This is a genomic window from Zhenpiania hominis, assembly GCF_014333425.1.
GTDB lineage: Bacteria > Bacillota > Clostridia > Peptostreptococcales > Anaerovoracaceae > Hominibacterium > Hominibacterium hominis.
In genome coordinates this window covers 35,772-49,807 of sequence record NZ_JACRYT010000007.1, presented here as the reverse complement: position 1 = coordinate 49,807, position 14,036 = coordinate 35,772, and the positions used below count along the sequence as shown (strand labels likewise).

The following is a 14,036-nucleotide window of genomic DNA, read 5'->3' as shown; positions in this document are numbered from 1 at the left end:
TAAAATAAAGGCAGAACAGGAGGACTCCGGAAGTGAACACCATTACGCGCAATCTTTTCAGGGCCATTCATGAGGGGAAGTGGCTCAGTATTGAATACAAAAATAAAAACGGAGAGGTGACCAAATACTGGATCGGGGTGGAGGATATCTGTATGGCGGATCGCTCCCTTCATGTTTCGGGGCTGCATCTGGCAAAGTATACCCTGGGAGACTTCCCGCGGATTTATATTGACTCCATCCTTTCCGCAGGCGTCATCGAAGGCTCCTGGCATCCGATTAACCAAAAGCTGGTGGACGATATCCGCCGGCATCCGGAAGCCTATAAAGACCTTTTTGAGCATCCGGCGAATTTTAAGATCCTCAATTACCTGGCGGACTGCAGCCGGCTGGATACAACTCCCTATCAGAAGGATTACGCTCTGATTCCGGGGCTGGACGGCGAACAGGTGGAATCCGGCGTGTATCATCTAAAGTCGGAGCAGTACCGGGATATCATACGGCGCTTTCAGTACCGGAGGACGCAGGAAAAGGAAAAAAAGACGAAAAAACTTCATCAGCTCTGCATGAATCTTCTCAGCATCCCGACAAGCAGGGGCATGTATGTGCTGGCATACCGGAAAATGAACTTTGATGTCAGGCGCAGGCGGCTTGTGGCGGATGAAGAGGTCACCATCTGCAGAGAGTTCACTCTGGATGGCGAACTTCAGAGCATCCGCCGCTTCCTGCCGGAAGAATACGAAGAGCTGCTGGAGGACTTTGAAAGGAATCAGGAAGAGATCAAGGACCGGATCACCCAGAACAATCCCCAGATAAAAGGGGTGGACGATCGGCCGTATCTGCTTACCGTTACCAGGGAGATTCTTCTGGACCTGAACGAAGAGTACGAAGGGATTATGGAAATGTACCGTCAGCAGAAGGTTACGGCTCCCATCCGCGCCTTTTTCGGCGAACTGACTAAACGGCCTGTCCGGACAAAGCAGTACCCTCTGGCGCTGCTGAACCGGAGAATCAATCTGGATCAGCTCCTGGCAATCCACCATGGACTCAAATACCCTCTGTCCTATATCCAGGGACCGCCGGGAACCGGAAAAACCAATACTATCCTGAACACGATCGCCACTGCTTTTTTTAACGAAAAGACCGTACTGTTCACGTCCTACAACAATCATCCCATCGACAGCGTCTTTGAACAGCTGCGGAATATCCGCTACCGGGGAAACCCTATTCCGCTGCCTGTAATCCGGCTGGGGAATACCGAGAAAGTAGAGGAGGCGCTGGACGAAATCAAACGGCTTTATCTGCAGACAAAGGAGATGAAAGTCTACGCGAGAACCCTGGAACGCAACCGGGACGACAAAATCGAGAGAACGGCGAGACTGTCCGAACTGCTGAAACGATATGAAGAGATTCTGGATCTGCGGGAGAGAAAGGAAGCCATTGAGCGGCTGCTGCAGGCTGAACAGAATCTGACGTTCCGGGTGGAACTGCAGAGCCGCCAGTTGTCACAGATCGAAAAGCGGATTTCCGGGATTGAAGAGGTAAGGGAAGAAGACGCTATGCCTCTGATCGACGATGATGAAGAAAAATTCCGGAAGTACCTCTATTACATCTCCGCTAAATACATCCAGAGACTGGGAGAACCGAAGAATCAGGATTTGCTGGACATCGTGCTCATGGAAGGAAGCCGAAAGCTGCAGGTGACAGAATTCAACCGCTATCTGAGTCAGGAAGAAAACATGAAAAAATTCCTGCGGATTTTTCCGGTGGTGATTACTACCTGTATCTCCGCCCATAGGCTGGGAGCGCCAAAACCGTATTTTGATATGGTGATTATGGATGAGGCCAGCCAGTGTAACTGCGCGGTTTCCCTGGTGCCGATTATCCGGGGAAAGAACCTGATGCTGGTGGGAGACCCGCAGCAGCTCAGCCCTGTGATCGTACTGGATCCAAAGAACAATCAGGCGCTGAAAAAACGGTATAAAATCAGCAGGGAATATGACTATATGGAAAATTCCATTTATAAAACCTATCTGGCCTGCGATTCAGTAAGCGACGAGATCCTGCTCAGCTACCATTATCGGTGCCATGAAAAAATTATCGAATTCAACAATAAAAAATACTATAACGGAAAGCTGAAAATCCGTAGCAGCGTACAGGAGGACACGCCGCTTGTGTATCTGGATCTGGAGGAAGATCCGGCGGCGGGCAAGAATACCGCGCCCGCGGAAGCCGCGAAAATCATAGAATTTGTACAGGAAAACAGAGACAAAAAAATCGGTATTATTACGCCCTTTACCAATCAGCGCGACTGTATCAACCAGAAACTGAGAGAAAACGGAATTGAGGATATTCAGTGCGGTACCGTCCATGCCTTCCAGGGAGACGAAAAGGATATTATTTTGTTTTCCCTGGCGGTCACCGATCAGACCTTCGCCAAGACCTACGGATGGCTGAAAAACAATAAGGAACTGATCAATGTGGCGACTTCGAGAGCAAAGGAAAAACTGATTCTGCTTTCCAGCAGCCGGAATCTGTCGAGGCTCCACACCCATGGGGAGGACGACGACCTTTTTGAACTGGCGGAGTATATTCAGACAAAAGGCACTTCCCAGGTGACGCCGAAAACGGCGGAAACAAGGGCTCTGGGCATCAAGCCCTACAGCGCGGAAACGGAAACCGCGTTTCTGGAGACATTAAATCACGCCCTGAGCAATATTCTGGTAACCGGAAAAAGGTACACGGTTCAGAGGGAAGTGGCGATTCCCCAGGTGCTGGGAGGGAACCGGCAGGAATGCGAGCTGTTTCATACCGGTCGGTTTGATTTTGTGGTATACGAACGGCAGGGAGCCGGAAAGGAACTGCCGGTTCTGGCCATTGATCTGGACGGAAAAGAGCATCTGGAAGACGAGGAGATCCGGGAGCGGGAACGCCAGAAAAATCAGATTTGCAGAAACTATAATTTTGAGCGGATTCGGGTGGATAATTCTTATGCCAGGCGGTATAATTACATGAAAGAAATTTTGATTGACTACTTCAGAAAATTGTAAAAACAGGAGGGCAGGTTCACCATGGAAAACGAAAAAGAACGGGAAAAAGAGATTGAAAGAAAAAAGCATATTGAACACTACTTGAAAATCATGGAAGAAAGCGGCGTGGCTCCCCATACGCCGCCGGATTTTGAGCGGACCACAGCGGATCTGCTGGTAGAATGTCTGGAACAGGAAGGCGTGAAATACATATTCGGTATTCCAGGGGAAGAAAATCTGGATCTGATGAACGCCATTGAAAAATCATCGATTCAGTTTATTACTACAAGGCATGAGCAGGGAGCGGCGTTTATGGCGGATGTTTACGGGAGACTGACTGGAAAAACCGGCGTCTGCCTTTCAACCCTGGGACCGGGGGCCACAAATCTGGTAACCGGAGTGGCGGACGCCAATCTGGACGGCGCGCCGGTACTGGCCATTACCGGACAGGTAGCGACGGATCGGATGCATCTGACGGCCCATCAGTATCTGGATCTGGAAAAGGTCTTTGAACCAATTACCAAAAGAACCAAACAGATTCTGAGACCGGATACGGTGCCGGAAATTGTACGTCTGGCCTTTAAATACGCGGAATCGGAAAAACCGGGAGCCGTACATATTGATCTGCCGGATAATATCGCCAAAATGCCGGCTCAGGGCGTTCCTATGCGTCGGGTAGTTCCGGAGAAAGGAATTGCCTCTTATAAATCCATTGAACGGGCGGCAAGACGAATTTCCAGGGCAAAGAAACCCCTGATTCTGGCAGGTTACAGCGCGGTCAGAGACGGAGCGGCCCAGGCGATCACCGACTTTGCCACAGAGCTGAAGATCCCCGTAGCCAACACGATGATGGCAAAGGGGATTATTCCCTTTGACAACCCCTATTCCATGTGGACCATCGGAATTCCCCAAAGGGACTATATCAATCAGATCTTTGATGAAGCGGATACGATTATCGGAATCGGCTATGACATCGTGGAGTGCTTCCCAAGAAAATGGAATCCGGAAAACAATCATAAAATTATCCATATCGGGAATCAGGCGGCACATATCAACAAACGGTATCAGCCGGAAGTGCAGGTTGTAGGAGATATTTCCGATTCCCTTTATGAGATTCTGCGGCGCTCAGAAAGAGAGACAGAGCCGGTTTACGCTCTGGAAATCAAGAAAAAAATTCAAGCGGATCACGATCAGTATGAATTTGACGATGCCTTCCCTATGAAGCCTCAGCGTCTGCTGCATGATGTACGTAAGGTAATGGGGAAAGACGATATTCTGGTGTCTGACGTAGGAGCGCATAAAATGTGGATCGCGCGCCATTATAACTGTTATCAGCCCAATACCTGCATCATTTCCAACGGATTTGCTTCCATGGGAATTGCCATTCCAGGCGCGGTAGCGGCAAAGCTGGTATATCCGGAGAAAAAGGTGCTGGCTGTGACCGGCGACGGCGGATTTATGATGAACATGCAGGAACTGGAAACTGCTTCCCGCATCGGAGCCGGATTTGTAACGCTGATTTTAAATGACAGCAGTTACGGGCTGATTAAATGGAAGCAGATGGAACACTTTGGAACGACCTGCTATACGGATTTTACGAACCCGGACTTTGTAAAACTGGCGGAAGTCATGGGAGGCAAGGGCTATCGGGTTGAAAAGGCGGACGATCTGATGCCGATGCTGGAGGACGCTTTCCGGCAGGATAAACTGGCGCTGATTGACTGCCGGGTGGACTATGATGAAAATATGAAATTATCCGCGCAGCTGGCACAGCTCGCGCGTCAGGAGAAAAAATGACAGTAAAACTGATTGCCATTGACGTGGATGGAACTTTGCTGGATTCGGCAAAGAACCTCCATCCAGGCGTGAAATCCGCCATTGAAGAAGCGGATCGCCGCGGAGTGCTGCTCGCGCTGTGTACCGGAAGAAGTCCGAGAGAGATCCGGGAGCTCAGCGCCCGGATCCCGGAAATTTCTTACGGCATTACGGCTAATGGAGCTTATGTGGTGGATCTTGGAAACGGCGGCGTTGTCTTCGCTGATACGATGGGGGCGAGAGAGATCCGGACTGTCTGGAAGACACTTTCCGGATTTGATATGATGTTTGAAATTTTTACGGATCACCAGGTTCTGACGGACGGGCGTTGCCTGGGAAACCCGGATCATTACGGTGTGGGGGAACTGAAAGAACTGGTCGTATCCACCAGAACCGGAATCAAGGATCTGGTGGGCGCTGTGGAATCCGGGCAGGTTCGTGAAGCCGGGAAAATTAATATCTTTTTCCCCAGCTCCCGGGAGCGGGATCGGGCGAAAGCGCTGAGCCGGGACTTACCATTTTATATCACCAGCCAGGAGCCGACAAACCTGGAATTTACGAAAAGGGAAGTAAATAAAGGAACCGGCCTGAAAATGCTGGCGGAAAGCCTGGGGATAAAAAGAGATAGCATAATGGCAATAGGCGATAACAATAACGATCTTCCCATGATCGAATATGCGGGAATCGGCGTGGCGATGGAAAACGGTCTGCCGGAAGTGAAGCGGGCTGCGGATTTTGTCACAAAGAGCAACGAAGACGATGGAGTTGCCTGGGCCATACGAAAATTGGTGTTTCAGGAAAAGAGCCTGTAACAGAAAAGGGAGAGGAGAAACCAATGGAACCACTTTATTTGGAAGTGTTTGCGGAGTTTCCCCAAGTGAAGGGATTTTTCGCGACAAAGAACGGGACAAGTGAAGGCAGCCCCTATTACCATGAGGAGACGATTCGTCGGCAGGGGCTGGAGACTATGAATTTTGTCTGGCCCGGCCAGGTTCATAAGGATCATATTGAAGTGATCGAAAAACGGCGGGAAGAACCGCAGCGCTTCCCCGATACAGACGGAGTGATTACCAATGTGCCGGAGGTTCTGCTTACAACTGTGCATGCGGACTGTCTGCCCGTCTATTTTTTTGACCCGGAGAAAAAGGCCATCGGACTGGTTCACGCCGGCTGGCGGGGCAGCGTCCTGGGAATTGCCGCTAAAGCGGCGCGGAAAATGGCAGACGTGTTTTCCTGCAGACCGGAAGATATCCGAGCCTTTATCGGACCGGGGATCAGCCGCTGCTGCTTTGAAACCGGACCGGAAGTGATTCAGGCCTTTCGGGAAGCCTTTGACTTCGCAGATGAATTCGCGGAACCGAAAGGAGAAAAATATAACATTGATTTGAAAGGAATCAATAAGCGGCAGCTTCTGCGGGAAGGACTTGAAGAAGGCCATATTGCCGTCAGCGCCCACTGCACCTGCTGCGAGCCGGAGCTTTTCTGCTCTTACCGCAGAGAAGGCGGCACTTACAAAAGAATGGGAGCGGGGCTGTGTCTGCTGTAACGGCCCGCGCGCTTTAAGGAGGGAGAAAACGTGGAAAGCAGTATCGTATATACCTATGGAGGCGGCCTTTATATGAATCTGACTAACCGATGCACCAACCGGTGCAGTTTTTGTGTCCGCCAGATGACGGACGGTCTGGGCGGCGCGGATAATCTGTGGCTGGAGAAGGAACCGTCTGTGGAAGAGGTCATGAAGGAACTGGAGCGGCAGCGGGCGTATGAGTATGAGGAACTGATTTTCTGCGGTTATGGAGAACCTTCCATTCGCCTGAACGATGTTCTGGAAATAAGCCGCCGGGTAAAGGATAAAGCAGATATTAAAATTCGTATGAACACCAACGGCCTTGCGGATCGGATTCACGGCAAACGAACCGCGCCTATGTTAGAGGGGCTTATCGACCGGGTATCCGTGAGTCTGAATGAGGCGGACGCGGAGTCCTATAACGAACTCTGTCTGCCTGAATTTGGGGTGTCCTCTTTTGATTCGATTCTCGCGTATATAAAGGATGTAAAATCCTTTGTTCAGGAGACGACCGTCAGCGTGGTGGGCTGTATCCCCGCGGACCATATAGAACGCTGCAGGCAGATTGCTGCGGAACTGGGCGTAGGGTTCAAGGTGCGGTAATACGGTGGAAATGAGTTAAGAATTTTGTAAGAATACCGTGGAATCTTTGTTAAGAAATAAACCGTAAGATAAACTTGTAAGCGGAAAGGAGCAAACATGAATATCTTAGTCTGTGACGATGATAAGGAAATCGTAAACGCGATTGAAATCTATTTAAGAAACGAGGGGTATGAGGTTTTCAAGGCCTATGACGGCATGGAAGCGCTGCAGATCGTAGAGAAAGAAGACATACACCTGATCCTGATGGACATTATGATGCCAAAGCTGGACGGGATGCGGACTACGATGAAAATCCGGGAAGAAAAAAATATTCCTATTATCATGCTGTCCGCGAAATCCGAGGATTATGATAAGATTACAGGGCTGAACGTCGGCGCCGACGATTATATTACAAAGCCGTTCAATCCTCTGGAACTGATTGCCAGGGTCAAGTCGCAGCTGAGAAGATATGTGGATCTGGGAAGCCTTGAGAAAAAAACAGGAGTCTTTAAGACGGGGGGACTGGTTGTTGACGATGAGCAAAAGACTGTGGAACTGGATGGAAAACCTGTCGCGGTTACGCCCATCGAATATGGCATCTTAAAGCTTCTGACCGAACACGCGGGACGAGTGTTTTCCATGGATCAGATTTATGAGGCCGTATGGAACGAACCGGCTTATAATCCGGAAAACACGGTTGCGGTACATATTCGGAGAATCCGGGAAAAAATAGAGATTAATCCCAAGAATCCGAAGTATTTAAAGGTGGTGTGGGGAATTGGATATAAAATCGAAAAGATATAAAAAGCCGGTCTTTATTACGGCGTATGTTGTGTGTGTATTGAGTTTTCTGGTGTTTATTGTGGGGCTTTTAGCGGCGTCCACGCTGAATGCCTATACAGGATATCTGGACCCCTATTTTTTGGAAAACGGAGGCGACGCGGCCTTGCAGGACTTCCTGCTTCAGCAGGGATGGAATCTTTCCAACATAGCAGTTCTGCAGGACCACATGGAAGGATGGACGATTGTTACGGTTATTGCGGGAGTTGTCTCCCTGATTACATTGCTATATCTGGTAATCGCAGTAGGGGTGCGGGATGAAAACGGCAACTATCGGCTCAGCCGCTTTGATCATGTGTTCGCGGAAATTCAGGTAGCCGCCATCTGTATTATTTTCTTTTACGGAGGCGCGATTTTCACACAATATGTAGACAGCGGAATTCAGTCGATTTACGGATGGGAATTGGGGCTTTACAATGTGACCGCGTACAGCCTCGCGATTGACGCGGGAATGGCCGTGCTTCTGGGGGGAAGCCTTTCCGCGCTCGGCCTGGGTCTGGGACTCTCCTGCATTAAAAAGGTAAAGGCCGGAAAATTCCTGGACTATTCACTGTGCAGGTGGCTGTTTGATAAAATTTATACAGAGGTTTATCTTGGGGGAAGTACGATGAGGAAGGTTGTGCTGATCGCGGTTCTGATCTGCCTGTTGTCCGCTACCATGTTCCTGGCGCCTGTGGTTCTGATTGTAATTCTGGTCTTCGCGCCGAAATGGGTGAGTAAGTATGACGAGATTAAAAAGGGAATCGACGAGGTAAGCAGCGGCAATCTGGACTATAAGATCCCGATCGACGGGGACAGCGAACTGGATCGGCTGGCGGAAGGGATCAATAAAATTACAGGGGCGACCAGCGCGGCCGTTGAGAGCGAATTAAAAAATCAGCAGATGAAAACCGATCTGATCTCCAATGTTTCACATGATTTAAAAACGCCGCTGACTTCCATGGTAACTTACATCGATCTGATGAAGACCGAGGGTCTGGACAGCGAAAACGCGCCCAAGTATCTGGATATTCTGCAGCAGAAAACAGAGCGTCTGCAGCAGCTGACGGAAGATTTATTTGAAGCCGCCAAGGCTTCCAGCGGAGCGATTCCGGTACGGATGAGCCGGGTGGATTTCCTTTCTCTGCTGAATCAGGGGCTGGGCGAGATGAACGAAAAGGTTGAAGCGTCCAATCTGGAATTTGTAATTGAGGCACAGCAACTCCATTACTTTGTAAAAGCGGACGGACAGCTTCTCTGGCGCGTAATTTCAAATCTTTTGAGTAATGTACTGAAATATTCACAGGAAAATACGCGAGTGTATGTTTCTTTCCAGACTCAGCCCGCGGAAAACGGGGAGCTGGTGGTAATGGAGATGAAAAACATTTCAAGACAGTCTCTCAATATTAATCCGTCTGAGCTGATGGAGCGGTTCAAACGGGGAGACGAGTCACGCTCCACAGAGGGCAGCGGCCTCGGACTGGCGATTGCCAAAGATCTGATGAAGCTGATGAAAGGGCGGATTGATATTCTCATTGACGGCGACCTGTTCAAGGTGAAGCTGATACTGGCCGCGGCTTCAGAGGATGAGCCGACCGCTGTGGATCTGGAAAACGAAAGAATGGAGCAGGCGGAACCTGCCGCGGAGCCATTTCCAGAAAACGGGGCGGATACGGAGACCGGAAGTCCGGAGCAGGAGCCGGAAGACGAGAAATAAGAAGATATGTTGACAATAAAATCCCTTCATGATACTGTTTGAACGAGAGGAACGTGTTTGCGGGCAGTATTAAGGAGGGATTTTTATTGAGAGCGCTGAAAATTGCTTATTCATCGTCAGTACGCGGCTATTTTTCAACAGAGAGAACGCTGATTGACATCGGTGACACCGATTATACGGATATCGCGGCGGCCGTGGTCTCCGATCAGGATCGGGAGATCATTCACGCGATTTATGAGACGCGGTTTGAGGTTCCGGTATTTGTTTTTTCAGAGACACGGGAATATATGGATGACGATCTGAAAGAGCAGGTGTATCGCTGGGTGTACACGAAGGAACTGAATCAGGATATTGTGGATAATGAGATTGAAACCGCAGCGGAACAGTATGAAAAGAGGATGCTTCCGCCGTTTTTTGAAACACTGAGCAATTATATTGATCTGAAAAACCAGCAGTTTAACTGTCCGGGGCATCAGAGCGGCCAGTACTTTCGGAAGCATCCGGCAGGCCGCTATTTGTACGATTTTTACGGGGAGACGATTTTCCGGTCAGACATCTGCAACGCGGATGTAGCCCTGGGGGATCTGCTGATTCATGAAGGACCCGCGGAGGACGCCCTGAAAAACGCGTCCAAAGTGTTTAATTCCGATAACACGTTCTTTGTAATGAACGGCACCAGTACTTCCAATATGATTGTGGGAAGCGCGTTAGTCGCTCCGGGGGATCTGGTTCTCTTTGACCGGAATAACCATAAATCCGCCTATGACGCCGCGCTGATTCAGGCGGGCGGACAGCCGGTCTATCTGGAAACCTCCCGAAATCCTTTCGGATTTATCGGCGGAATTGATGAGCATTGCTTTGAGGAAGCCTATCTGCGGGAACGGATCGCGAAAGTCGCGCCGAAAAAAGCGGAAGAAAAGCGCCCCTTCCGTCTGGCGATTATCCAACTGGGGACGTATGACGGGACGATTTACAATGCCAGACAGGTGGTAGACCGGATCGGTCATCTGTGCGACTATATTTTATTTGATTCCGCGTGGGTGGGGTATGAACAGTTTATCCCCATGATGCGGGACTGCTCTCCGCTGCTTTTGGAACTGGGACCCGATGATCCGGGAATTTTCGTAACCCAGTCCGTACATAAGCAGCAGGCGGGATTTTCCCAGTCCTCCTATATCCATAAAAAAGATTCCCATATTAAGGGACAGAAACGGTATCTTGGCTACAAGCGTTTTAACAACGCGTATCGATCCCATTCCAGCACCAGCCCATTCTATCCGATTTTCGCGGCTCTGGATGTAAACGCCAGGATGCAGGATCGCGCTTCGGGCAGGAAACTCTGGGCCGACTGTGTGAAAATGGGGATTGAAGCCAGGAAATCCATTCTGCGAAACTGTTCCATGCTGAAACCCTTTATTCCTCCGACCGTGAAGGGAAAACCATGGGAAGACTACAGCACAGAGGAAATCGCCGACGATATCTCCTTTTTCAAATTTGTTCCGGGGGAGAAGTGGCATTCCTTTGAGGGCTATGGCGAGGAGCAGTATTTCGTCGATCCCAACAAGCTGATGCTGACCACTCCGGGAATCAATGTGGAAACCGGGGAATATGAGGATTTTGGAATCCCCGCTACGATTCTCGCCAGCTTCCTGAGGGATAACCGCATCATCCCGGAAAAGAACGATTTCAACTCAATCTTGTTCCTGATGACGCCGGCGGAAACAAAGCCAAAGCTGGATTCTCTGGTGGCGCAGCTGATGCGTTTTGAACAGCTGGTGCAGCAGAACGCGCCGGTCGGACAGGTAATGCCGTATCTGTACTGGGACAATGAAGAACGCTATCGGGGTGTGGGGATTCGGGATCTGTGCCAGGAAATGCATGATTTTTATAAAGCACGAAACGCCAAAGAGTTCCAGAGGAAGCTGTTCCGGGAGGAAACCTTTCCGGAAGTGTCCGTTTCTCCCTACGAAGCCGGCGTAGCTCTGGTGCGAAATCAGGCGAAGATGGTGGATATTGATGAAATTGAAGGAGAAGTCGCTCTGGAAGGGGCGCTGCCTTATCCGCCGGGAATTTTCTGCGTTGCTCCGGGTGAGAAATGGAGCCATACGGCGGTGGAATACTTTAAGATTCTGGAAGAAGGAATCAACCGGTTCCCCGGATTCGCGCCGGAGATACACGGCGTTTATCTGAAAAAAGACGGAAGCCGGACAAAAGCCTGCGCTTATGTGCTTGCGGAGGAATAAAAAAAGCGCCGCGGGGAGAAAGCAAATCTCCCGCGGCTTTTCCATTTTTTATTCCAACCACAGCGCCGGGTCCGCGTCACTGGGCATTCGCCAGTCGCCTCTTGGAGACAGGCTGACGGAACCGACTTTCGGGCCGTCCGGCACACAGCTTCTCTTGAATTGCTGCGTAAAGAAGCGGCGATAAAAGACCTTCATCCACTTTTGTATAAACGCTTCGTCGTATTCATCGGCAAAGGCGTTTTTCGCTGTAAACAGCAGTTTTTCCGGTTCCATTCCATAGCGGATCGTATAGTAGATGAAAAAGTCGTGGAGTACATACGGACCGACGCTTTCCTCGGTTTTCTGAGCGATATTTCCGTTGGGATCCGGCGGCAGCAGCTCCGGTGAAATCGGCGTGTCCAGAATATCCTGCAGGGTCGTTTTCAAGAGAGCGTTGTCAGAACTGAAATCCGGATCTTCTTCCGGCCCGCTTAATTTGTTTTCCATGACCCACTTAACCACAAACCGCACCAGAGTTTTCGGTACGCTGGCGTTAACACCGTACATGGACATGTGGTCGCCGTTGTAGGTACACCAACCCAGGGCCATTTCCGACAGATCGCCGGTTCCCACTACAAGACCGCCTTCCTGATTGGCGATATCCATGAGAATCTGTGTCCGTTCCCTGGCCTGGGAATTTTCATAAGTGACATCGTGCGTTTCCGGATCGTGTCCGATATCACGGAAATGCTGGTTGACCGCGTCTTTAATGGAAACCTCCCGCACCTGGGCGCCCAGCAATTTCATGATGGTCAGCGCGTTGTTGTAGGTTTTTCCCGTTGTCCCGAAGCCGGGCATTGTAACGGCAATAATATCGTCAGCGGGCCGTCCGATGAGCTTGTGGGTGTAGGCACAGACCAGCAGCGCCAGCGTGGAATCCAGTCCGCCGGAAATTCCGACCACGGATTTTCTGGAATGGGAATGTTCAATTCTCTTGGCGAGGCCGGCTGCCTGAATGCTGAAAATTTCCCGGCAGCGTTCGTTCACCTGTCTGCTGTCGTCCGGAACAAACGGATTTTTGTCGTAATGGCGGTGCAGGCGGTCCGAAGGGCCTACAAGACGGACCGGCGCGAGTTTAACGGTCTGAAATTCCGAGAGTTCACCCATAGCGGACGCGCACTGAGCCAGATTATGATTCTGGGAACGCTCGAAGCGTAGACGCTGGAAGTCGATTTCGCTGTAGTACGCCGCGCTTTTTCTGGCGAAACGCTGGCTTTCTTTCAGGACGATACCGTTTTCCGCAATGATACTGTGTCCACTGAAGACAACATCCGTCGTGGATTCGGTTACACCCGCGGAGGTGTATACATAGCCGCAGTTGCTCTTGGAGCTTTCCACAGTAATGAGATTTCTTCGGTAATCGGCTTTTCCGACCGTGTCGTTGCTGGCGGAAGGATTAAAGATGATGTGCGCTCCGTTTAAGGCCAGCTGCGCCCCGGGAGAAGCCGGAAGCCATAAATCCTCACAGATTTCAATTCCCACGGACAGATCCGCTTCCGCGTCTGTGAAAATCAGATTCCCAAAGGGGATTTCTCTGCCAAACAAAGAAACGGTTTTTCTGCGGCGGATTAGATCGATTCCCGACGCGAACCATCTGGCTTCATAATATTCTTTCGAATTCGGAAGGAACATTTTGGGCACGATGCCTTTTATATCGCCGTTCTGTATGAGAGCCGCGCAGTTGTAAAGATTGTTTTCAAGCCGCAGATAGCAGCCGAGAATCACAACCAGCTTGCGTTCTTCCGTAGCGCGGCAGATATGAGCCAGAGCTGTCAGCTGGTGCTGGTACAAATGCTCCTGATAAAACAGATCCCCGCAGGAATAGCCGGTGAGAGCAAGCTCCGGAAGCACCAGAAAGCCCGCGCGCTCTTTTTCCGCCTCCTCAATTAAATCCAGGATCTGGCCTGCATTGTATTTTGTGTTTGCAACCTTCAGGGTCGGGACCGCGGTTCCAACCCTGACAAAACCTAAATTTTTCATGGATAAATTTCTCCTTAACCGGTATATGTCATAATTGAGTTTATTATATACTATTTTTTCGGATTTAAAAAGGATCTGTTTTTTGCGGGGCAGGGGATGCTGGATTTATCAACAAATTCTGTTTCTATCAAATTGTTTCTATAATTTCAACGTTTGCAGGCTATGGATAATGAAAAAAGGCTTGTTTTGGACAGGAAGAGCTTTTTCGAAGGCTGGAACCCGGTCTTTTTTAGTAACATTTCCTGTTT

The 14,036-nt window shown here is 50.0% G+C and carries 9 protein-coding genes; 8 read left to right on the top strand and 1 reads right to left on the bottom strand.

The window, feature by feature from the left end:
* The first annotated feature begins 32 nt into the window (after positions 1-32).
* The 8 genes from H9L42_RS08275 (at position 33) to speC (ending at position 11,769) form a co-directional block, all read left to right on the top strand.
* Positions 33-3,047 (top strand): AAA domain-containing protein, encoded by a 3,015-nt coding sequence (locus H9L42_RS08275; protein WP_187302927.1) that lies wholly within the window; start codon positions 33-35, stop codon positions 3,045-3,047.
* A gap of 21 nt (positions 3,048-3,068) precedes the next feature.
* Positions 3,069-4,823 carry an acetolactate synthase large subunit gene (locus tag H9L42_RS08270; protein WP_465270655.1) on the top strand — a complete coding sequence of 585 codons (1,755 nt, stop codon included), beginning with the start codon at positions 3,069-3,071 and terminating at the stop codon, positions 4,821-4,823.
* On the top strand, positions 4,820-5,653 hold the full coding sequence (locus H9L42_RS08265) for a Cof-type HAD-IIB family hydrolase (RefSeq protein ID WP_187302926.1): 834 nt from the start codon (positions 4,820-4,822) through the stop codon (positions 5,651-5,653). The genes H9L42_RS08270 and H9L42_RS08265 overlap by 4 nt, the downstream gene beginning before the upstream one ends.
* A 23-nt stretch (positions 5,654-5,676) precedes the next feature.
* Positions 5,677-6,387, top strand: coding sequence for a peptidoglycan editing factor PgeF (gene pgeF, locus H9L42_RS08260; protein WP_187302925.1), 711 nt, complete (start codon positions 5,677-5,679; stop codon positions 6,385-6,387).
* 30 nt (positions 6,388-6,417) lie between these two features.
* Positions 6,418-7,011, top strand: a complete 594-nt coding sequence (locus H9L42_RS08255; protein ID WP_346726299.1) for a TatD family nuclease-associated radical SAM protein — start codon at positions 6,418-6,420, stop codon at positions 7,009-7,011.
* 96 nt (positions 7,012-7,107) lie between these two features.
* The gene (locus H9L42_RS08250; protein WP_187302924.1) at positions 7,108-7,794 is read left to right on the top strand and encodes a response regulator transcription factor; all 687 of its coding nucleotides are present in this window, start codon (positions 7,108-7,110) and stop codon (positions 7,792-7,794) included.
* Positions 7,769-9,526, top strand: a complete 1,758-nt coding sequence (locus H9L42_RS08245; protein ID WP_187302923.1) for a HAMP domain-containing sensor histidine kinase — start codon at positions 7,769-7,771, stop codon at positions 9,524-9,526. The genes H9L42_RS08250 and H9L42_RS08245 overlap by 26 nt, the downstream gene beginning before the upstream one ends.
* An 86-nt stretch (positions 9,527-9,612) precedes the next feature.
* Positions 9,613-11,769, top strand: coding sequence for an ornithine decarboxylase (speC, locus tag H9L42_RS08240; protein WP_187302922.1), 2,157 nt, complete (start codon positions 9,613-9,615; stop codon positions 11,767-11,769).
* Positions 11,770-11,817: 48 nt separating this feature from the next.
* Here the strand turns inward: speC and H9L42_RS08235 are convergent, their stop codons facing one another.
* Entirely contained in the window at positions 11,818-13,788 is a 1,971-nt protein-coding gene (locus H9L42_RS08235; RefSeq protein WP_187302921.1) for an NAD(+) synthase, read from the bottom strand.
* Between the last annotated feature and the right edge of the window lie 248 nt (positions 13,789-14,036).

Excerpts from the sequence above, each read along its gene's own strand:
- H9L42_RS08270 (WP_465270655.1), top strand. The coding sequence starts at position 3,069 with ATGGAAAACGAAAAAGAACGGGAAAAAGAGATTGAAAGAAAAAAGCAT.
- H9L42_RS08265 (WP_187302926.1), top strand. The coding sequence starts at position 4,820 with ATGACAGTAAAACTGATTGCCATTGACGTGGATGGAACTTTGCTGGAT.
- pgeF (WP_187302925.1), top strand. The coding sequence starts at position 5,677 with ATGGAACCACTTTATTTGGAAGTGTTTGCGGAGTTTCCCCAAGTGAAG.
- H9L42_RS08250 (WP_187302924.1), top strand. The coding sequence starts at position 7,108 with ATGAATATCTTAGTCTGTGACGATGATAAGGAAATCGTAAACGCGATT.
- H9L42_RS08235 (WP_187302921.1), bottom strand. The coding sequence starts at position 13,788 with ATGAAAAATTTAGGTTTTGTCAGGGTTGGAACCGCGGTCCCGACCCTG.